The organism is Clostridium beijerinckii (assembly GCF_008705175.1).
Lineage (GTDB): Bacteria > Bacillota > Clostridia > Clostridiales > Clostridiaceae > Clostridium > Clostridium beijerinckii.
This window is the reverse complement of the sequence record NZ_CP043998.1, coordinates 5,212,684-5,235,735: the sequence shown is the minus strand read 5'-3', so window position 1 is coordinate 5,235,735 and position 23,052 is coordinate 5,212,684. Positions and strand designations below refer to the sequence as shown.

Sequence of the window (23,052 nt, the reverse complement as noted above, 5' to 3'; positions counted from 1 at the left end):
TAAAAGATTTTTAAAATTAGATTTTATAATGAATTCATAACAAGCAAGGGAATAAATCTTTGAAAATATTGGGAGGCGTTATAAATGAATAAAATTAAAGTATTATATGATGTATTTAAAACTATGAAGGAAAAAGAAGTGTTTAAAGGAAGCGTAAAATTGGAAGCAACTAAAGGAGATGTAAAAGTATTATCATTTTCTAATGAATTTGAAACTGATACTAAAAGTGGGGAAACAAAAGCTAACATAAGTGTTGATTTAGATGCTGAAGGCAAAAAAGTAAAACATGATAGTAATTCTGAATTTAATATAAAGGAGTGCCCGCATCATGGATTTCATAGAGGAATGCATAATCATGGAATGAATATGCACGGTCACGGTGGAATAAAAGGAGGACTTTCAAAAGTTACGTTTATATTAAATTTATTAAATAATGTGCAAGTAGAAGAAAAAGATGAAAAGGCTATTATTTCTTTAGAATTGAAAGAGGTATTTAAAGAAATCAAGGACATTCATAAAGAATGCCATAAAGGAATGGATGAAGAAAAGATAATGGAGCATATAAGACAAATGAAGGAAAGTGATGATAGAGGTTTCCATAAGCATCATAAATTTATAAAAGAATTATTATGTTCTGAAAACAGCGATGCTATATTAAAAATATATGCAAATAAAGATAATGAAGTTGAGAAAGTAGAAATTTCTTCTAAAGGCGAAAATGCTGTAAATGGATCACTAGATTTAGTTTGGTAAATTAATTAAGTTAGGAGATAGTAGTAAATGCCCAAATATCTTATTTGTACTAACACTAGAAAGTATAATGAATTAGTTGAAGCTCTAAATAGTAGAGGAATTCAATTTGAGACAACGAATTGTGATAATAAATGCTTTAAATGTTGCACTAGAGTGATGATTAAAGAAGATGATAAATATATATATGCAACTGATGTGAAAAATCTATTAAGAAAAATGAGTATTTCTTAATGTAAAGAGGGGTTGAAATTCAGAAATCTCTAAATTATTGATGTAAAATTCAATTATTTAGAGATTTTCATTTATAAATAAATAAGTAAATAAGGAACTCTGTTCCAAATCAAAATTTAAGTATATCATAGAATAATTTTATTAGAATTATTAATAGTCGGTTTTAATTTAATTTATTAAAAGTTAATTTGAATGTTATAATCATTACAATGGTAGAAATTTATTTTAAGGTGGTGGAAAGCATTAGAAGGTTTAGAGGAAGAGTTTATTCTCATTTTCATAATAGAATTGATGAAGAACATCGGGAATTTTTTGAAAAACTCAAAGAGTTAAATAAAATGCGTTACGAGTTAGTTTATGAGCATCAAAAAATACATCATAATTCTCATCATAAACAATTTAATGAATTTAATAGGATACATAGATATTTAAGATGGATGCGTCCAACGGGAATTTTAATAAGCATGTTACTTGTTTTTTCCATATTTAAATTTGTAGATGTAAAGGCAATTACTATATTTTTTGCAATAATTTTTATTATTCATCAAAGCTCTCATATATATATAACTTTGAGAATGGAAAAAAGAATTATGAAACCTATAGAGAAGTTAAAAGATGGTGTTGAACAGATAGCCAGAGGTAACTATGATGTGAAAATTGATAACGACGTATATAATGAAATAGGAATTTTAATATATGATTTTAATAAGATGGCTGAAACCTTAAAAAAATCTGAAGAGATGAAACTTGAATATGAAGAAAATAGAAAAGCATTGATAGCTAATATTTCCCATGACTTAAAAACACCAATTACTTCAATTAATGGATATATTGAAGCCTTAGTGGATGGTGTTGTTACTTCACCAGATAAAGTGAACAATTATCTAAATATAATTCATAATAATACTACTTATATAAATAACCTTATTGATGATTTGTTTTTATTTTCAAAATTAGATATGCAAAAATTAGATTTTAATTTTGGGATAGTTAAATTTAAGGCATTTATGAGTGATCTTATGGAAGAGTTTGATTTTGTTCTTAAAGAAAAGGATATTGAATTTAAATTTGAAGATAGGTTGTCGGAAGAATTAGAAATTAACATAGATGGAAAAAGAATATATCAAGTTATTAGGAATGTTATAGGGAATGCTATAAAATATGGAAGGCAAAAAGATTCAATAATTAAAGTAGAATTAAGTAATAATAATGAATGGATTAAGATAGAAATTAAAGATAATGGTCCTGGGATTCCAGAAGATAAACTTTCAAATATATTTAATAGATTTTACCGTATAGATACAGAACGTACCAAAGACTTTATGAGTACGGGTTTAGGACTTGCAATTGCAAAGGAAATGGTAGAAGCTCATGGAGGAAAGATTTATGCATCAAGTATAATGGGGAAAGGAAGTACGTTTACTATAGAGATACCAATAAAGTGAAGTTTTTCAGATGGAGAGAACTATAGCTGAATTTATACCAACAAGGGGTACAATGCTAAGGAGTGTTTAGATGTTATTTCGTGATTAAATAGTGATACGGATCATATATATCTGACAGTGTGTCATTTAAGAGCATAAATAATAAAGAGGAGGAAGCATATGAAACAAATATTAATTATAGAAGATGATATAAATATCGCTGAACTAGAAAAAGAGTATCTTCAATTAAATGGTTATAAAGTGGAAATAATTCAGGATGGTATTCAAGGATTAAAAAAAGCTCTTATTGGTACATATGATCTTATAATAGTTGATTTAATGCTACCAGGTAAAGACGGGTATGAAATAGTAAGAGAAGTTAGAGAAAAATATGAAATACCTATAATAATAGTATCAGCAAGAAGTGAGGATATTGATAAAATAAAGGGGTTAGGATTTGGTGCAGATGATTATTTAACAAAACCTTTTAGTCCTGCAGAATTAGTAGCCAGAATAAAGTCTCATATGCTTAGATATGAGCGATTATCAGGAAATAGACCCCAACTCAATATTATTAGCCATAAAGCATTGGAGATAAGAACAGATTCACATAAAGTTTTTGTAAATGGAAAAGAGGTTATTCTTACTACAAAAGAGTATGAGCTTATGGTATTTTTAGCTTCTAATCCAAATATAGTTTTCACTAAAGATCAATTATTCGATAGAATATGGGGAGATGATTATTACGGAGATACAGCAACTGTGGCAGTCCATATACAAAAGTTAAGAAAGAAGATAGAAAAAGATCCAGGAAATCCAGAGTATATTGAAACCCTTTGGGGAACAGGATATAGATTTAATTCATAAGTTTCAATATTGATTTATTTGGATTTGCCTGGAGTTAAACCACATAATTTGGAGTTAGAGCTAACGAGGAGAGTTTTTGATAATTATAATTAAGATATAATTATAATTTAAATTTAGAATTATATAAGAGTGGTAATACATATATTACAATATGTAGAAATAATTTGATGAATAATTATGTTAAAAGGGATTGGGCTATTGTATGATTATAAAACTGGAAAATAATAAATTGAGTAGAAAAGATAGAGTATATGGAAGGCTAAAGCAACTTACAGCAGAAGCAGCTTTTGAGACTGATTTAATAGAGAAAGTAGGATTTGAAGCAAGTTATATAGCTGAAGAACTAAAAATATCAAGAAATAATGTTAGTAAAGAATTAAACTGTCTTGTAAATGAAGGTAAAGCAATTAAGATATTGGGCAAGCCTGTATTATATTTAGATAAGGATTATCTAGAAGCTACCTATAAAATAGAGATAAATGAACCAATAATAAAAGAATATAATTTCTTTAGAAAAATTATAAATAAAGAGCTGAATTTAGAGTCGCAAAATAAGAATATAATAGAAAGTTATAATAATAATGAAGTTAATAGTAATTTGGGAAATACAAAAATTAAAACTAGGGATATATTTGAAAATATAATAGGAAATAGGGATTCTTTAAAATCACAAATTAAACAGGCAAAAGCAGCAATATTATATCCAACCAATGGCTTACATACATTATTAATTGGGCCCACGGGGGTTGGAAAAACTACTTTTGCAGAAATGATGTATAGATATGCTATAAATGTAGGGATTCTGAAAGCTAACGCGCCATATGTTATTTTCAATTGTGCGGATTATGCAGAAAACTCTCAATTATTATTATCACATCTGTTTGGATATGCGAAGGGTGCATTTACAGGAGCTGATAAAGAAAAAAAGGGATTAATAGATGAAGCTAATAACGGAATTCTATTTTTAGATGAAGTTCATCGTTTACCACCTGAGGGGCAAGAAATGTTATTTTCATTAATTGATAGAGGTAGCTATCGTAGATTAGGAGAATCTGAAAATACAAGAAGAGCTAATATATTGTTTATAGCAGCTACTACTGAAGAGCCTAAATCGACTATACTAAGTACTTTCTTAAGAAGAATTCCAGTAACTATTAAACTACCAAGTTTAGATGAACGTTCCTTAAAAGAGAGAATGAAACTTATTTATGAATTTTTTAAAAACGAGTGTCTTAAAATTAAAGCTCAATTAAAAGTATCGAAAGAAGTTTTAAAAGTGCTGCTGCTTTATAAATGTCCAGGCAACATAGGCCAACTGAAAAATGATATCCAGCTTATTTGTGCCAATGCATTTGTTGAATATATAACACAAGATCAAAAATACGTACACGTGAAGTTATCCCAGCTTTCACAGCGCTTTAAAGAAGGATTATTTACAATTGAGGATAAAAGGCGAGAACTTTTTAAATATTTTGATTTAAATGACTTTGAGTCTATAACATTTAATAGCTCCAATGAGGAATTTGATGATAACTTAAATGGCTTACTACTTTATGATAAATATAATACTGAAGAAGACTTCTATGATGTTATGTTAGAAAGAGCACAAAAATTTTATGAAGATGGCTTGTCTGTAAATCAAATTAGGGAGAATATAAATAGTCAAATTCGAGATCGTTTTAATAACTCACCGCTATCAGAAAAGTCTCAAAATTTAACTATAAATAAAGAAGTTTTATCAAAAATTGTAACTCCTGAAATCGTTAATATTATAGAAGAATCATTTTTTGAAAATGAAGATTATTTCGCTACTAGTACAGATACAAAGTTAATTTATAGCCTGGCGCTGCATATTGAAACCCTTATAGAACGTTTGAAATTAGGAAATGTAACAATTTATCCAAATATAGAAAGTTCTTATAGGGAGCATATAAATGAATACAATATAGCTGAAAGAATAAAATTGAAAATTGAAAAACAATTTCTAATTAAAGTGCCTAATGATGAGGTAGCATTTATAACTATGTTTTTATATTCAGTAAATACAAAAAGAGCATATGGAAATATTCAAGTTTTAGTTATTGCTCATGGGAATGGGACTGCAACGAATATGGTAGAAGTTACAAAGACACTTTTAGGCTGCAACTGCATTCATGCATTGGATATGCCATTGGAAGAAAAGGTGGAGATAGCCCTAAATAAGGCTATAGATATGGTTAAGGAAATGGATTGTGAAGGAGGAGTTCTTTTACTAGTAGACATGGGATCCCTAACCACATTCTCAGATGTAATTACAGAAAAAACTGGTATAAAAACACAAACGTTGAAAATGGTTAGCACTCCAATGGTTATTGAAGCGGCTAGAAAAGCAATGATGCCTGATATAACTATGGATATATTAGTTGAAAGTGTAAAAAATGTAAGCTCATTAATTGGAGATAGCATAAAATTAAGTAATCCACCTATGGAAGTTGAACCAGAAAATACAAATTGTAGAGATTATGCTGTGAATATGCTAGAAGAAATATTAACTTTTTTAAGTGCTAAAAAAGCGTCTAAAACGTTAGATGAAGTTTTAAAAAATATAGCGTCTGTTTATAATAAAGAAATTGATGATGCTATGTATATTAAATTTTTATTTCATTGTTCATGTATGATTGAAAGAGTTATAAGAAATGAGACATTGCCATATAAAAAATTTTCCAAAATCAAATCTGCAAAAGAGCAACTTTTTGAGGTTATAAAAAATAATTTTATTTTAGTAGAAGAAGTATTTGGAATACACATTCCTAACAGTGAACTAGCATATATAGTTGAAATGGTGGATATTAATTTTGATTTAAATAATATTAAAAGTGAAGAAGAGATTTAGCAGTAAGCTAAAGTTACTGTAATTGATAAAAATATAATAATACTATTAAAAAGTCTAAATGTGTATTTACATTTAGACTTTTCTTAAATACACATTAAATACACATTGAATACATATGCTGATTTCTAAATATTAAATTATCCAATAAATAAGTTTTCTTATGATGAAAAATATTGTATTAACTAAAAAATGTGTAAGGACATAGTGTTTAGAAGGCGTCAAATATTATGCTATATATAGTGAGACACTTTAAGTTAATTATTGGCACGATAGTTGCTTGTATATAAGGCATAAAGTGAAACTTTTCAGGTGGAGTTTTATACTTCAGCTGAATTTAGTTTGACTTATCCAGGAGCGTGCAGCCGTTATCTCGCACTTTAAGAAGTGGGAGTGTTACAGATGCTAGCTATCGGATAAAGAAAAACAAGAGGAGGTGAATCTTATGATAGGAATTTTACTCGTCACTCACGGAAAATTTTCAGAAGAAATATTAAAAAGTGCTGAGCTTATTGTAGGAAAACAAGATAAGATATTAACTTTAGGACTTGAACATGGAGATAGTATCGAAGTACTAGGAGACAAAGTTAGAGAATCAATTAAATTATTAGAAAGTGGTCAAGGTGTTTTAGTACTGGCAGATCTGTTAGGTGGAAGTCCTTATAATGTTGTTGCTTTAAATTCAAATAAAGTAAGTGATATTAAATTTAAATGTATAACAGGCGTTAATTTACCTATGTTACTTGAGGCAATTACTATGAGAGAATCTTATGAGTTAGATGAATTGACTAGGCATTGCATGGAAGCAGGAGTTATGGGAGTAAAAGAATTATTTAATGAATTAAATACATTATTAAAATAAATCAAAAAAGGGAGAGATTATATATGTTAAATATTGTTCTTACAAGAATTGATGATAGGCTAATTCATGGTCAAGTTGCAACTGCATGGTCTAAAATTACAAAGGCAACTAAAATTATAGTAGTAGACGATGCAGTAGCACAAGATTCATTTATGCAAATGGTTCTAAAATCTGCAGCACCTAGTTCACTTAAAGTGGAGATATATGGAGTAGATGATGCAGTTGAAATTTTAAATAAAGATGACGATGGTGAGAAAATATTGGTTTTAGTTAAAGCTCCTATGACTGTCCTTAGCCTTGTAAAAGCAGGAATTGGAATTAAGGAGTTAAATCTTGGAGGAATGGGTGCAAGGCAAGGAAGAAAACAATTATATAAAAATATTTCAGTTTCTGATGAAGAAAGAGAAGCATTTATAGAGCTTATAAGATGTGGTGTGAATGTTTTTATGCAAATTGTTCCTGATGCAAAACAAATAGCATTAGATAAATTATTAAAGAAATAATTAATAATTAAATTATAATTTAGGAGGAATTTATATGCATGTTACGATTTTTCAAGCGGTATTAATAGGGTTATTTTACTATATTTCATGGAGTCCATGGTTTACTTATGTTGGATTTTTTACATTTAATAGGCCTTTAGTAGCAGGACTAATAACAGGAATAATATTAGGACAACCTTTAGAGGGAGCATTAATAGGTGCAGGTATAAATGTTATATATTTAGGATTTATATCAGCAGGTGGAGCTCAAATGGGGGATCCATCATTTGCAGGATATGCAGGTACTGCATTAGCTATAACTTCTGGTTTAGATGTATCAACTGCTATGGCAATCGCAGTTCCACTTGGAACTATAGCTACAGTATTATGGATAGGAAAAATGACAATCAACTCATTTTTTGTTCATTGGGCTGATAGAGAGGTAGAAAAGGGAAATATAGATTCACTTAGTCTCATAAATACAATACCACCGCAAATAGTGTTATTTTTACTTAGTTTTATACCAGCTACATTAGTAGTATATTTTGGTCCAGATGCAGTGTCTGGAATGTTAAGTGTTATGAATGATAGTGTATTGCATGTATTTAATGTAATAGGAGCAATGTTACCAGCACTAGGTATTGCAATGAATTTAAAACTAATAGGAAACTCATTTACAATGCCATTTTTTGTACTAGGGATCATAATGTCAGTATACTTTAAACTTGATATAGTTATCATTTCTATAATAGGATTAGTAATCGCATTAACTGTAACTGCAATAAAAGGCAATAATTCATCACCTAATAATGCATAGAAGAAAATTTACAAGGGGGGAATATACATGTCAAATATAAAGATTATACCTGAAAATAAATCAATTGATGATAATAAAACTAAAGTTTTAGATAAAAGAGATGTAATTAAGTCATGGATTAGATGGTTTTTTTTCGCACAATCAAATTATAATTACGAAAGATTACAAGCTACGGCTTTTGCACACTCCATGTTACCTGTAATAAAGAAATTATATAAAAATAACGAAGATAAAAAAGCAGCAGTACAAAGGCATTTAGCATTTTTTAATACAGAACCTATTTGTGGATCAGTTATACATGGTATTACTATAGCCATGGAAGAGGAGAAAGCTAGTGGTAATCCAATTAATGATGAAGGTTTTAATGCAATAAAAACAGGATTAATGGGGCCACTTGCAGGTGTTGGTGATACATTGACACAGGGAATTATTACACCTATTTTGCTTGCAATATGTATAGGAATTACAAATACTAAGAATATTTTTGGTCCAATTATATTTTTAATAGCTCAATATGTAATAATGACTAGTATTTCATTAAGTCTATGGATGAGTGGATATAATCTTGGTAAGAAAGCGGTAGAACAAATACTACAAGGTGGAAAAATTAATAAAGTTATTGAGACTGCATCAGTACTCGGAACTCTAGTAATGGGAGGGCTAGTTGGAAGATTCATTACTTTACAAACTAATTTAAGTTTTAATATGGGAGAAGTTAAATTTAGTTTGCAAACAGATTTATTAGATAAACTAATGCCCGGCTTGATACCGTTTGCACTAACATTAATTGTGTTAAAAATGGTAAGAAGAGGGATATCTCCAATTAAATTAATGGTTGTACTTATACTTGCAGGAGCTATTTTAGGAGCTTTAGGTATATTTTAATTAATAAAAATCAAGTGAAACTTGATTCAGGTGGGGTTTGATCCCCATCTGAATCTTAGTTGAACTTATCTAGGGTCGTGCCGCTGTTATCTCCCACTTATAGAAGAGGGAGTGTTACAGCGGCTAGACATCAGATAAATATGTATGTTGCAATTTTGAGCTTCATTATAACTATATTAAGTTACCTATGTATAAAGATTTTCAGACATATGCCCAATATTGCAACATACGCATTGTTAATTAAGCAAAAATATTAATTAGGAAGTGATATGCATGGAGTTAAATATAAACAATGTCAGTGATTTAAAAATAGATGATTTTTTAAAAAGTGGGTTAAAATGCACATGTGGTAAAGCACATAATATAGGTTTAGAACGTGTATTAATAGAAAAAGATGCAATTAAAAAAGTGCCTGATATATTAAGAGATCTAGGATTTAAAAATTCATTAGTTGTAGCGGATAAAAATACTTATAAAGCAGCTGGAAATCAAGTTGAGACTGCATTGAAAGAAGGAAAATTTGAGTATAAAAAATTTATATTTGAACCAGAGGATGACCTTGTTCCTGATGAAAGTGCTTTAGGTAAACTATTTATGCAATTTGATAAAGATGTAGATGTTATTTTAACAATAGGCTCAGGTACATTAAATGATTTAGGCAAATTTATTAGTCATAAATTAGATATTTCATCAGTTATTGTGGCTACTGCACCATCTATGGATGGTTTTGCATCAAATGGTTCTGCATTAATAGTTGAAAATCTTAAAACTACTTATCAAGTTGATGTTCCTAAAGCAATTATCGGAGATGTTAATATACTAAAAGATGCGCCTATGGAAATGATTCTAGCTGGATTTGGTGATATTGTTGGAAAGTATTCTGCATTAAATGATTGGAAACTCAGCAAGATTATAAATAAAGAATATTATTGTGATGTAACAGTTAAAATGGTAGAGGATTCTATACAAAAATGTATGGATAATTCGGAGAAAATGATAAATAGAGATGAAACAGCAATAAAAAATCTAATGGAAGCATTAGTTCTAACTGGAATTGCTATGAGCTTTGTTGGCAATTCAAGACCTGCTTCGGGATCAGAACATCATTTAGCTCATTATCTAGAAATGATGTTTTTATTTGAAGGCAAAAAAGCTGTACTTCATGGAACAAAGGTGGGAATATCTACAATCATAACTACGAAATTACGTGAAATCTTATCTGAATATGAACTTAATTTTGATCAAGCTATTAATAGTGCTAAGTTATTTGATCAGGACCAATGGGAGAAAAATATTAAACAATTTTATGGGAAAGCAGCACCTGAAATTATTAAAACAGCCGCAAAAGAAAAAAGGAATTCTATAGAAAGCAGATTAGAAAGAATTAGCAGCATTAGAGAAAATATTAATGAAATAAAAGATGTTATTAAAGATATTCCGACAGCAGAGGAAATAAAAGCAATTCTCAAAAGAGTTGGCGCAGCAGCTGAACCAGAGGATGTTGGAATTGAGCTTAAAATAATGTTAGATGCAATAGTTATGGCTAAAGAGGTTAGGCCAAGATATACAATATTAAGCTTTTTAGGTGATTTGGATTTACTAGATGAATTTTCATATAAGATTAAAAATTATTTAGCTGAGAGGGTATAGCATGTTAAATAAATATTTAGATATAAAAGAAGATGAGAGAACATTATTAAAAAAAATAAAATGTTTTATTCTTGATTTAGATGGAACAGTATACCTAGGTAACACACTATTAGATGGATCTATAGAATTCCTAAGAATATTAGATGGAAATAATATAAAGTTTAAATTCTTTACAAACAATTCTTCAAAAAATGCTGAGTTTTATATAAAAAAAATAACTAATATGGGCTATGATGTAAAGAATGACATGATGATGATATCTAATGAAGTAATAATTGATTATATAAAAAGAGAATTTCAAAATAAAAGAGTATTTGTTTTAGGCAATGAATATTTAAAAAAAGATTTTGTGAATTCAAATATTAATATAGTAGAAGAAAATGCAGATGTGGTCGTAGCAGGATTTGATACTTCATTAGCCTATAAAAATGTTTCAAAAGCATGTGACTTTATTAGAAATGGAGCTACTTTCTTGGCGGTAAATCCAGATTTCAACTGTCCTATAGAAAATGGTTTTATGCCTGATTGCGGATCTATATGCTCAATGATTACTGCATCTACAGGAGTGAAACCTACATTTTTTGGTAAGCCGTCTCCTTATACTTTAAATTATATACTTAAGAATATGGAACTTAAAGAAGAAGAAGTCGCTTTTGTAGGAGATAGGTTATATACAGATATTGCTATAGGAAAAGGCAATAAGGCAGTTACAATTCTAGTCTTGACAGGGGAAACTCAAATGAAAGATCTAAAGGAATCTGAAATACAACCGACTTTAATATTTAATTCACTTAAGGAGATTGGAGGAATATTTAATAGTATAAATTTTGATAGTTAAGCAAGGGGATAAGTAGGAATAAGGAAAAGTCATAAATAAAAAAGTGGCCAAGTGGCCACTCTTTTATTTCACAACTATATTAACAAGTCTTCCTTTAATTACAATCACTTTAACTATAGTTTTACCTTCAGTATTTTCTTTAATAGTCTCATTTTCTAATGAAGCAGCTTTTATACCTTCTTCATCTAAATTAGAAGCTACCATGATTTTAGCTTTTATTTTACCATTTATTTGGATCGCAATTTCGACTTCATCTTTAACTAAAGCAGCAGGGTTAAATTCTGGCCATTTTTCATTAAAGATTGTTGAATTATTTCCAAGTAAGCTCCATTGCTCTTCAGCAAAGTGAGGAGCAAATGGTGCAAGTAGTTTTATGAAATCAACTATAGTTTCTTTTAAGAAGTTTGCGTTTTTAATATTTTCTTGAGTGTACTTATTAAGAGCATTTGTAAGCTCCATAAGTCTTGCTATCGCAGTGTTAAATTGCATTTTATCTCCGTCTTCAGTAACACCTTTAATAGTATTATGTTTCCAGAAGTTTAATTCTTTTTCAGCTGAATCAATAGAATCCTTAGTGCTCTCATTTGAATTTATTATATTTCTGCAATTTTCAAGGATTCTTTCAATTCTATCCACGAATTTTCCAACAGATTTTATTCCGTCGTCGCTCCAAGCTCCACCTTCAGTATAACCAAATCCAAACATTAAGTACATTCTAAATACGTCAGCGCCATATTCTTTAATATAATCATCAGGAGAAATAGTATTTCCTTTTGATTTACTCATTTTAAGTCCATCTGGTCCTAATATCAATCCTTGGTGAGTTAAGCTTAAGAATGGTTCGTCAAAGTTTAAATATCCCATATCTCTTAAAGCTTTTGTTATGAATCTAGCATATAATAAATGCATGCAAGCATGTTCTGGTCCACCAACATATTTGTCTACAGGAAGCATTTTGTTGACTTTTTCAGAATCAAAAGGTGCATCATCGTTTTTATTGTCTACATATCTTAAATAGTAAAAAGATGAACATACAAAAGTGTCTAAAGTATCAGCTTCTCTCTTTGCAGGCTTCCCACAATGAGGACAAGTTGTATTTACAAAATCCTCACATTTACCTAATGGTGATTTACCATCTGGTGTAAATTCAACATTGTAAGGAAGTTTCACTGGAAGATCCTTTTCAGGTACTGGAACTATTCCACAATCATCACAGTATATAACAGGAATTGGAGCACCCCAATATCTTTGTCTTGAAACTAGCCAGTCTCTTAATCTGAAGTTTTTCTTCATTGCTCCTAATTCATCTTTTTCTAATTCTTCAACGATTTTCTTTTTAGCTTCATCAGTTGTTAATCCATCGAATTTTCCTGAATTAACAAGTACTCCATATTCGCAATATGGAAGGTCTGGATTAGTATTTTCTTTATCCGTTATAACTCTTTCGATTGGTAAATTGAATTTTGTTGCAAAAGCAAAATCTCTTTCATCATGAGCAGGAACTGCCATAACACATCCTGTACCATAAGTAGCCAATACATAATCAGAAATCCAAATAGGAACTATTTTTCCATTAATAGGGTTAATAGCATAAGATCCTGTGAATACTCCTGTCTTTTCTTTTGAAACGGATTGTCTTTCAATTTCAGATTGCTTTGCAGCAGCTTCCTTATATTCTTCAACAGCAGCCTTATACTCTGGAAGAGTTAACTCATCAACTAATTTGTTTTCAGGAGCTAGAACTACATAAGTAACACCGTTTAAAGTATCAACTCTTGTAGTAAATACATCGAATTTCAAATCTGAACCCTTAACTTTGAAAGTAACCTCTGCACCATAAGATCTTCCAATCCAGTGCTTTTGCATAGACTTTGTTTTTTCAGGCCAATCTAAACCATCTAATTTATCAAGTAATTCATCGCCGTACTCAGTTATTTTAAAGAACCATTGAGTAAGATCTTTCTTTGTAACTTCAGTACTACATCTTTCACAAACACCATCAACAACTTGTTCATTAGCTAATACTGTATTGCATGATGGACACCAATTTACAGGCGCTTTTTTTCTGTAAGCTAGACCTTTCTCGTAAAGTTTCAAGAATAGCCACTGAGTCCATTTATAATAATCAGGAAGACAAGTAACAACTTCGTTTTCCCAATTAAACATAGCACCCATAGATTTCAATTGTTTTTCCATTGTCTCAATATTCTTTAAAGTAGAATCTTGAGGATGAATTCCAGTTTTTATAGCATAATTTTCAGCAGGTAATCCAAAGGCATCAAATCCCATTGGTTGAAATACATTATATCCTTGCATTCTCTTAAGTCTTGCCCATGAATCTGTTGGACCATAGTTAAACCAGTGACCAGCATGTAATTGAGCGCCTGATGGATAAGAAAACATTTCTAATGTATAGAGTTTTTTACCTGAATTTTCAGGATTAAATTTATAAACCTCATTCTCCTCCCAAAATTTTTGCCACTTTTCATCAATTTTTGTTCCGTAATTTGCCATGATATAGCCTCCTATAATTTTAATGTAAAATGCACAATATAATGCATATAAAAGAAAAATGCTTATAATAATTGAAAAATATGTTATTAAAACAAAATTTTAATTAAAATATTAGATCTATGCACTGATAATGGATAAATTAAAAAAAGCTCTCATCTCTAAAACAAAGAGACGAAAGCATAATTTCCGTGGTACCACTCTTAATTAGAAGAGATAAAAAAACAAATTTATCCTTCTCACTTATTATTTTAACGGGTCTACCGTACTTGCTTTTAACAAGTAAGCTCCTAGGCAAGTTCATAATAATATAACGCTATTTTACACCAAACAACAGCTCTCTTTAAGATATAATTATTACTAATACTCCTATTCATCGCACAATATAAAATTTTAATAATATTATATATTAAGAAATCAAAAAAAGTCAAGAAGTTGACTTATATATATGTGTTTAATAGTAAAAACTTATTACCACTTATTGTTTATGCAATATTTGGAATAATATTAGCAGTAGTTTTCCTAATCAAAAATGAAATTAATTTTTACTATAAGTAATATTATCTCAAAAAAAGCAAATAATATTTTTTTTAGAATGAGTTATTATGATACAATATTAGAATAGGAAAGAGTTTAATATAGGGATGTGAATCAATGAACATACTTTTAGGCTTAACAGTTATAACTTTAGTTTTAAATATACTTTTTTCTTTATCATTAGTGTTTATAGAAAGAAAAGATCCTACAACAACATGGGCATGGATCTTAATATTAATGATTTTACCTGGCCTTGGATTTGTGATTTACATCATGTTTGGTCAAAATCTAAGCAGGCAAAAGATTTTTAAAGAAAAAATAAAGTTTGATGAAAAGAAGAGAAAGAACTTAAACGATACATATAAATCCAATAGACACGGTCATGATGGCGGAGAAAAATTTGCTGATTTAAGGAGGCTAAATTTTAATAATTCTGGCGTAAAATACACTACTAATAATAAAATTGATGTATATGTAAATGGAAAAGAAAAATTTAGTCAGTTAATTGAAGACATAAAAAATGCTAAAAAGTTTATTCATGTTGAATATTATATATTTAGAGGAGATACTATTGGAAAACAGATACTTGATGAACTAACTAAGAAAGTTAAAAGTGGATTAGAGGTTAGATTGTTATTAGATAGTATGGGATCACGCAAGCTAAGAAAAAAAGTTCTTAGGGAATACTTGAATGCAGGTGGGAAGTTTTCACTGTTTTTTCCAGGAATTTTACCGCATATAAATACTCGTATAAATTATAGAAATCACAGAAAAATAGTTGTTATTGATGGTCAGTACGGCTATGTTGGAGGTTTTAATGTTGGAAAAGAGTATATAAGTGAGGATCCAGAAGTTGGTTTTTGGAGAGATACCCATGTAAGAATAGAAGGAGAAGCAGTTAATGCATTAAATGAAAGATTTTTACTGGATTGGTGCCATGCATCTGGTGAAAAAATAATTGATTATAATAAATATGCAAAAGAATTCAAGAAAGACTTAGGGGATGTGGGAATACAGATTGTAACTAGTGGTCCGGATCACAAGGAAGAATATATAAGAAATGCTTATTTAAAATTAATTAATAATGCTAAGAATAATTTGTATTTGGAAACTCCATATTTAGTCCTTGATTCGCCAATATTGGAATCATTAAAAATCTCTGCATTATCAGGAGTAGATGTACGGATTATAATACCGGGAAAACCAGATCATTTCTTTATGCAGTGGGCAGCAAGTTCTTATGTGGGAGAATTATTAGAAGCTGGTGTTAAAATATATAGTTATCAAAATGGATTTATTCATGCAAAAACCATAGTAGCTGATGGGTTAGTAATGAGTATAGGAACAGCTAATTTAGACATTAGAAGTTTTAAGCTTAACTTTGAAGTTAATGCATTTATTTATGACGATAGAATTGCAAAGGATGGAGAAAAGCAGTTTATAAAGGACATGGAGTGCTCAGAAGAGATAACTAGGGAAATATACGATGGTAGGAGTTTGTCTCTCAAAATTAAAGAGTCCTTAATTAGATTGGTATCGCCTATATTATAGAATAGAATAGGAAATTTAAAATTATGATAAAACCACTCTTTTACTTAGAGAAATAAAAGAGTGGTTTTATATGTCTAAGTATTTTATCTAATATGTACTAAATAAACGAGTTTTAAAAAATTTTCATGAAACCTAAATAATTATTTTTACAAAATTGCTAGCGTTATGGAAACTTTTTCTTAACTGAGTATAATTTAATATATAAATTTAATAATAGAAGTGAATAGGAGAAATATTTAATTCATTAGGATTGGAGCATTATATGAAAAGCAAAGAAAAGTTTTATTATTCCCTGACTACTTATATAAATTATGGAGTAACGAGTATAGTGACTACTTTTTATGTGCCATATTTGAATCAAGTAGTTGGATTATCATTAAGTGAAGTTGGAACTGTAGTATCTATAGGAGCATTATTTGCAATTCTTTCCCAGCAATTTTTAGTAAGTAAATTTTCGATGAGAAAAAACAAAAAAAGATTTATTATCATACATTTATGCGCACTTATTGGAATGATAGTATTTTTAATGTCTGTTAACAAGACTATCATATATTTTTATGCAGCTCTTTATGGAATTATAGTACAAACAATTGGAAATGTATATGAAGTATATGTTGAGGAAATAGCAGTTAGAAAAAATGTAGAGTATTCAGAAATAAGAAAATGGGGATCCATAGGATTTGGGTGCGTAGTTTTATTAAGTGGAACTATAATTTTAAAATATGGATTTAAAACTATGCATATAATAGGAATCATAATGTCATGTATAGTTATATTATTAATAGCTATGAAGTTTAAAAATATTGAAGCAGATGGAAATCCAAATAGGGGAAAATTAATTGCTGTATTTAAAAATAAAAATTCAGTAATTCTCGGAATAATTAATATCTTAATCATAGGAACGTATACCGCAATAGAATTTGCATATTCAACATATTTAATTGAAATAACGGGGAATGAGGATCTAGCTAACTCTATATATAGTAAATCAATATTTTCAAGGGTATGCGTTGAATTTATATCATTCATGCTTGTAGGAAAGTATCTAAAGGATAAAAAGCCTAAGAAATATTTAATAATAGCATTTCTTATAGGAACTACTAGAATACTTTTATTTTCAACAGGTTCAATACCTTTAGTTGTTTTAGGCGATCAATTACATGGTCTAATGTATGGTTGTTATTTAACATTTTTATTTAAATACATAAGAGAAGTAGTTGATGACGAACTAGTTGCTGGTACATATTCATTTGTTAGCGTGCTGGGATCAGCAGGAGCTAACTTTGTATATCCACATATGTTTAGTACAATCCAAAGAAATTTTGGATATACTGCAATGTATCTGGTTGGTTTCTCAATTATGGTAATTTCTTTGCTAGTTTCTATTAAGATTCTTCCTAAGGGCAAACAATCCATTAAGCAATTATAATTAGCGTTTAACTAAAAAAGCATCTAGTATTTAGGTTTTTTTTTATAAGGATTTAACCAACTAATATATCTATATAGGAGTTTTATAACTAGATTTTTAGAATAAATGCTGTAAAACTAAAATAATAAGGTGAAAAAAATATATATTAATTATTGAGTTAATATTAATAAAAGTACAATATATTTAATTATTTAATTACAAAATGCAACATTTATTTGAAAAGTGTTAATTTGTATTGACAATTAGATATAGTTTGTTATAATGATAAAAAGATTAAATGTAAATATTGTAATTAATGTTCGTGAAAATAATTATTAAATTTAGAAATGGAGAAAATCATGGAAAAGGATATTGTAAAATCAGTTATGCAAAAATTTTATAGCTTTTTTTATTTTACATTCTGGGGCTTTTATTTTAGCGCTGGCTATTTATTTTGCAAAAAACTGAAAAATACCTTTTTAATGAGTTTTTTATATTTTATATAAGTTTGTAATATATATCAGCATTGATATTTTATGGAACTCATTATACATGAGTTCCATTTTTTTTCGCAAATAATTAAACATCTGCAAGGGGGCAATATAAAATGGTAGTAATATTAAAGCAAAAAGCAAAGCAGGAAGAAATAGAAAGATTGACAAAACAACTAGAAGCAAAGGGTGTTTCAGTGAGCTTAGTTGTTGGATCAGATGTTAGTATCTTAGGATTAGTTGGGGATACAAGTGCAATAGATCCTTCAGTTGTAGCGGCTAATGGAATAGTTGAAAGAGTTATGAAAGTTCAAGAACCTTTCAAAAAAGCAAATAGAATGTTTCATCCAGAAGATACAATAGTAGACATTAATGGAGTTAAAATTGGGGGAAAGAAAATAGCAATGATTGCAGGTCCATGTTCTGTTGAAAGTGAAGAACAAATCATTGAAATAGCAAAAGAAGTTAAAGAAATTGGGGCAAATTTATTAAGAGGCGGAGCATTTAAGCCAAGAACTTCACCGTATGCGTTTCAGGGAATGAAATATGAAGGATTAGAGCTTTTAAAAAAAGCAAGAGCAAATACAGGATTGCCAATAGTTACAGAGCTTATGTCTCCTTATGATATAGAGACATTTGTTGAAAATGTAGATGTAATTCAAGTTGGTGCTAGAAATATGCAAAATTTTGATTTGTTAAAGGAACTTGGAAAAACTAACAAGCCCATATTATTAAAAAGAGGTTTATCAGCAACTATAGAGGAATGGTTAATGTCAGCTGAATATATTATGGCTGGTGGTAATGAAAATGTAATTCTGTGCGAAAGAGGAATAAGAACATTTGAAAACTATACAAGAAATACTTTAGACTTAAGTGCAGTACCTGCTGTTAAAAAATTAAGTCACTTACCTATAGTAATTGATCCGAGTCATTCTGCAGGAAAGTACTGGATGGTTGAACCTCTAGCAAAAGCAGCGGTTGCAGTTGGAGCAGATGGACTTATTATTGAAGTTCATAATGATCCAGAAAATGCATTATGTGATGGTCCACAATCAATAAAGCCAAGTAAGTTTGCAAAACTTATGGAAGAGTTAAAAGTTATTGCAGCGGCTGTTGGAAGAGAAATATAAATTTATTAAATTAAAGAACAGTCGGCATTAACAATTACTCATTACAAGTATCTAAAAGATAGAAAAGAGTTATAACGTAATCTTAGTCATGATGCTAACTGTTTAAGTAAAAGAGGAGTGTTGATAAATGGAAGATTTAGTTGTTGAACTTGGTGAAAGAAGTTATCCAATCATAATTAAAAAAGGATTAATTGATGAAGTAAATCTGGAAATCCAAAAAGTTTTTAAAGGTAAAAAGATATTTATACTAACTGATAAAAATGTAGGTTCTCATTATGGAGATAGGATAAAATCATGTTTAATTAAATCAGGATATGATGTTAAGCTAATGGAACTAGAGCCAGGTGAGGAAACTAAAGCGTTTAGTACCCTTCCTTTGATATATAATGAACTATTAGATTTTAAAATTACAAGAAGTGACTTGATTATAACTTTAGGCGGAGGAGTAATTGGAGATCTTGGAGGATTTGCTGCATCAACTTTCTTAAGAGGTGTAGATTTTGTTCAAATACCAACTTCACTTCTTGCTCAAGTTGATAGCAGCGTAGGTGGAAAGGTTGCTGTAGATTTAGAAAGAGGTAAAAATTTAGTGGGAAGTTTTTATCATCCTAAATTAGTTTTAATAGATCCAAATGTACTTGAAACTTTAAGTGAAAGATTTTTTAGGGACGGAATGGCAGAGGTTATTAAATACGGATGTATAAAAGATAAGGAATTCTTTTACTTTTTGAAAAGCTTAAAAAATAAAGAAGAGGTTATGAACAATATAGAAAAAATTATCCACAAATGTTGCTTTATAAAAAAATGCGTTGTGGAAAATGATGAAAAAGATACTGGAGAGAGAATGCTGCTAAATTTTGGACATACACTAGGTCATGCCATAGAGACATATTATAACTTTAAGAAGTTTACACATGGGGAAGCAGTAGCTATAGGAATGTATGAAATAAGTAAGATTGCAGAAAATAAAGGATTAACTGATCAAGGCGTTAGTGAAGAGATAAGAGAGATACTAGTGCAATACAATCTTCCTTATGAAGTTGAAATAGATGATAGCTCGGAAGTTTTAGATACAATAGCATTAGATAAGAAAAATATTGATAATGTATTAAAAGTAGTATTATTAAGAAATATTGGAGAATCATATTTAGAAAAAACAAATGTAGAATTTTTTAGTTAATGATGTATATGAAAAAATAGGTTAGCAAGCAGATATGTTATTTTTGAGTATGTCTTAAGCAATGAATAAAAAAGTGAGGTAAAATCATGGGGAACTTAAAAATTTATCCTGGAAAATTAAGTGGGGAAGTTAAGATACCACCATCTAAAAGTATGGCGCATAGAGCAGTAATTTGCGCAGCTCTTGGAGATGGTGTTAGTAAAGTTACAAATATAGATTATTCTGATGATATTATTGCTACAATTGAAGCAATGTCATCATTGGGAGCTAAAATAACAAAAAAAGAAGATTATCTGGAGGTTTGTGGAATCAACAGCCCAGAAAATATTAAAGCTAATTCAGTTAAGGAACAAAGAACTATAGATTGCAACGAGTCAGGATCAACTCTTAGATTTTTAGTACCTATAGCAGCTTTATTTGATGGAGTTAATAGATTTGTTGGAAGAGGTAATTTAGGGAAGAGACCATTAGACACTTATTACAAAATTTTTGATGAACAAGGAATTAAATATTCTTATAAAGATGGTATTCTTGATTTAAAGACTGAAGGAAAATTAAAAGCTGGAGAGTTTAAGATGGAGGGGAATATTAGCTCACAGTTTATAACAGGATTATTATTTACGCTTCCTCTTTTAGATGGAGAATCTAAGATTGTAATTACAACAGAAATGGAATCCAAAGGATATATTGATTTAACTTTAAGAGCCATTAAAGACTTTGGTGTAGAAATTATAAACAATAATTATGAAGAATTTATTATAAAGGGAAATCAAATTTATAAGAGTATAGATTACAGAGTTGAAGGTGACTACTCACAAGCAGCATTCTTCTTCTGTGCTGACGCACTTTCAAGCAATATTGTGCTTAATGACTTGAAACTAGATTCTCTTCAAGGGGATAAAGAAGTAATTGACATATTACAAAGAATGGGACTGAAATTGAATAATAAAGATAATGGTTTAATTGGAAGCGCAAGTCTTGGACTTAAGTCTACTATAATTGATGGCTCTCAGTGTCCAGATATAATTCCGGTAGTATCATTAGTTGCTGCATTAAGTGAAGGAACAACAGAAATTATAAATGCAGGAAGACTTAGAATTAAGGAATGTGATAGATTAGCAGCTGTAACTTCAGAGCTTAATAAATTAGGTGCTAAAATTATTGAAAAAGAAGAAGGATTGATAATTGAAGGTGTAAAGGAGCTTAAAGGAAACGTGGAAGTTTGGAGTCATAAAGATCATAGAATAGCAATGACTATGGCTATAGCATCAATCATGTGTAAAGAACCTATTATACTTAAAGATTATGAGTGTGTGTCAAAGTCATACCCGCAATTTTGGGATGATTTTAAGAATTTAGGAGGTGTGTTTGATGAGTGGAATGTGGGGGAATAAATTAAAGGTTTCTATATTTGGTGAATCTCACGGAGTTGGGATTGGAATTACAATTGATGGGCTTCCTTCAGGCGTTGAGATTAATCTTGAAGAGGTTATGAAAGAAATGGCAAGACGTGCGCCAGGAAAAAGTAATTTATCTACAGCTAGAAAAGAAGCAGATGCACCAGAAATTTTGAGTGGGTTCTTTGAAGGAAAAACTACAGGTACTCCTCTTTGCGCAGTAATTAGAAATTCAGATATGCGTTCTAAGGATTATGGAAAACTTAAAGATTTGATGAGACCAGGTCATGCGGACTATCCAGGTTTCATTAGGTATAATGGATTTAACGACTACAGAGGCGGTGGATCTTTTTCGGGAAGAATTACTGCGCCATTAGTATTTGCTGGGGCTGTATGTAAGCAGGTGTTAGAAAGTAAGGGAGTTAATATAGGAGCCCATGTTAAGAGTATTGGAGATATCCACGATAAGAGTTTTTATGATGTAGAATTAAGCAGAGAACTTTTAGAGGAATTAAAAACAAAGGAATTACCACTTTTAATTTCAGAAAAAGAAGAAGAAATGAGAGAGACAATTTTGAAAGCGAAGAAAGAACAAGATTCTGTAGGTGGAACTATTGAATGTACTGTTCTTGGAATAAATCCGGGAATCGGTAATCCGTTTTTTGATTCAGTTGAATCAACTCTAGCTCATCTTATGTTTTCTGTCCCAGCAGTTAAGGGAATAGAATTTGGAAAAGGCTTTGAAATGAGCAAATTAAGAGGATCTGATTGTAATGATGAATACTATTATGACGGTAATAAAGTAAAAACTTACACAAATAATAATGGTGGAATTACAGGTGGAATAACAACTGGAATGCCAATATTATTTAAGGTTGGAATAAAGCCAACACCATCAATATCAAAAATTCAAAGAACGATAGATATTGCAGAAAAAAAGGAAGCAGAGCTTGTTATTGAAGGTCGTCATGATCCTTGTATCGTGCAAAGAGCTGTTCCAGTAATAGAAGCTGTAACCGCAATTGGAATACTCGATTTAGTGCTTTAGTAATAAAAAATTATAATTCTAAGTTAATGAATATATAGTTTTTTTATTGCAAATAGTGTATTAAGAAAGCAAAGTGTTAATTTGAATGAGTTAAGGTGAATTAAAGAAATTAAATATTTTT

18 protein-coding genes and 1 other annotated feature are annotated in these 23,052 nt (G+C 29.7%); of the genes, 17 read left to right on the top strand and 1 reads right to left on the bottom strand.

Annotated elements, in window-relative coordinates; translation table 11 throughout:
- Positions 1-84 precede the first annotated feature (84 nt).
- The 11 genes from F3K33_RS23400 to F3K33_RS23350 all read left to right on the top strand — a co-directional run bounded on the left by F3K33_RS23400 (position 85) and on the right by F3K33_RS23350 (position 11,678).
- Positions 85-753 (top strand): hypothetical protein, encoded by a 669-nt coding sequence (locus F3K33_RS23400; protein WP_023973937.1) that lies wholly within the window; start codon positions 85-87, stop codon positions 751-753.
- Between the two features lie 27 nt (positions 754-780).
- A complete protein-coding gene (locus tag F3K33_RS23395; protein ID WP_023973936.1) occupies positions 781-984 on the top strand; it encodes a hypothetical protein in 204 nt (67 codons plus the stop codon).
- Between the two features lie 209 nt (positions 985-1,193).
- A complete protein-coding gene (locus F3K33_RS23390; protein ID WP_039769904.1) occupies positions 1,194-2,429 on the top strand; it encodes a sensor histidine kinase in 1,236 nt (411 codons plus the stop codon).
- Between the two features lie 159 nt (positions 2,430-2,588).
- Entirely contained in the window at positions 2,589-3,275 is a 687-nt protein-coding gene (locus F3K33_RS23385; protein ID WP_017211235.1) for a response regulator transcription factor, read from the top strand.
- 202 nt (positions 3,276-3,477) lie between these two features.
- On the top strand, positions 3,478-6,147 hold the full coding sequence (locus F3K33_RS23380) for a sigma-54-dependent transcriptional regulator (RefSeq protein WP_039769906.1): 2,670 nt from the start codon (positions 3,478-3,480) through the stop codon (positions 6,145-6,147).
- Between the two features lie 442 nt (positions 6,148-6,589).
- A complete protein-coding gene (locus tag F3K33_RS23375) occupies positions 6,590-7,006 on the top strand; it encodes a PTS sugar transporter subunit IIA (protein WP_039769908.1) in 417 nt (138 codons plus the stop codon).
- 23 nt (positions 7,007-7,029) lie between these two features.
- Positions 7,030-7,509, top strand: a complete 480-nt coding sequence (locus tag F3K33_RS23370; RefSeq protein WP_039769910.1) for a PTS sugar transporter subunit IIB — start codon at positions 7,030-7,032, stop codon at positions 7,507-7,509.
- Between the two features lie 34 nt (positions 7,510-7,543).
- Positions 7,544-8,305 carry a PTS mannose/fructose/sorbose/N-acetylgalactosamine transporter subunit IIC gene (locus F3K33_RS23365; protein ID WP_039769911.1) on the top strand — a complete coding sequence of 254 codons (762 nt, stop codon included), beginning with the start codon at positions 7,544-7,546 and terminating at the stop codon, positions 8,303-8,305.
- Positions 8,306-8,332: 27 nt separating this feature from the next.
- Positions 8,333-9,190 (top strand): PTS system mannose/fructose/sorbose family transporter subunit IID, encoded by an 858-nt coding sequence (locus F3K33_RS23360; RefSeq protein WP_051144777.1) that lies wholly within the window; start codon positions 8,333-8,335, stop codon positions 9,188-9,190.
- A 273-nt stretch (positions 9,191-9,463) separates the two neighbouring features.
- Entirely contained in the window at positions 9,464-10,840 is a 1,377-nt protein-coding gene (locus tag F3K33_RS23355; protein WP_039769912.1) for a sn-glycerol-1-phosphate dehydrogenase, read from the top strand.
- A 1-nt stretch (position 10,841) separates the two neighbouring features.
- Complete coding sequence (locus tag F3K33_RS23350; protein WP_039769913.1) at positions 10,842-11,678, top strand: HAD-IIA family hydrolase; 837 nt, start codon at positions 10,842-10,844, stop codon at positions 11,676-11,678.
- 63 nt (positions 11,679-11,741) lie between these two features.
- Here F3K33_RS23350 and leuS read toward each other — a convergent pair whose 3' ends face one another.
- Complete coding sequence (leuS, locus tag F3K33_RS23345; RefSeq protein ID WP_039769914.1) at positions 11,742-14,192, bottom strand: leucine--tRNA ligase; 2,451 nt, start codon at positions 14,190-14,192, stop codon at positions 11,742-11,744.
- 164 nt (positions 14,193-14,356) lie between these two features.
- Positions 14,357-14,575, bottom strand: a binding site (T-box leader).
- A 268-nt stretch (positions 14,576-14,843) separates the two neighbouring features.
- Between leuS and cls the strand changes: the two genes are divergently transcribed.
- From cls to aroC, 6 genes are all read left to right on the top strand, one after another.
- Positions 14,844-16,277, top strand: coding sequence for a cardiolipin synthase (cls, locus tag F3K33_RS23340; protein ID WP_023973933.1), 1,434 nt, complete (start codon positions 14,844-14,846; stop codon positions 16,275-16,277).
- Positions 16,278-16,539: 262 nt separating this feature from the next.
- On the top strand, positions 16,540-17,706 hold the full coding sequence (locus F3K33_RS23335) for an MFS transporter (RefSeq protein WP_023973932.1): 1,167 nt from the start codon (positions 16,540-16,542) through the stop codon (positions 17,704-17,706).
- 586 nt (positions 17,707-18,292) lie between these two features.
- Positions 18,293-19,306, top strand: coding sequence for a 3-deoxy-7-phosphoheptulonate synthase (aroF, locus tag F3K33_RS23330; RefSeq protein ID WP_039769916.1), 1,014 nt, complete (start codon positions 18,293-18,295; stop codon positions 19,304-19,306).
- A gap of 127 nt (positions 19,307-19,433) precedes the next feature.
- On the top strand, positions 19,434-20,486 hold the full coding sequence (gene aroB, locus F3K33_RS23325; protein WP_017211222.1) for a 3-dehydroquinate synthase: 1,053 nt from the start codon (positions 19,434-19,436) through the stop codon (positions 20,484-20,486).
- A gap of 86 nt (positions 20,487-20,572) precedes the next feature.
- Positions 20,573-21,880 (top strand): 3-phosphoshikimate 1-carboxyvinyltransferase, encoded by a 1,308-nt coding sequence (gene aroA / locus F3K33_RS23320; protein WP_039769919.1) that lies wholly within the window; start codon positions 20,573-20,575, stop codon positions 21,878-21,880.
- The gene (aroC, locus tag F3K33_RS23315; RefSeq protein ID WP_039769921.1) at positions 21,858-22,931 is read left to right on the top strand and encodes a chorismate synthase; all 1,074 of its coding nucleotides are present in this window, start codon (positions 21,858-21,860) and stop codon (positions 22,929-22,931) included. Before aroA ends, aroC begins: the two co-directional genes overlap by 23 nt.
- Positions 22,932-23,052 lie beyond the last annotated feature (121 nt).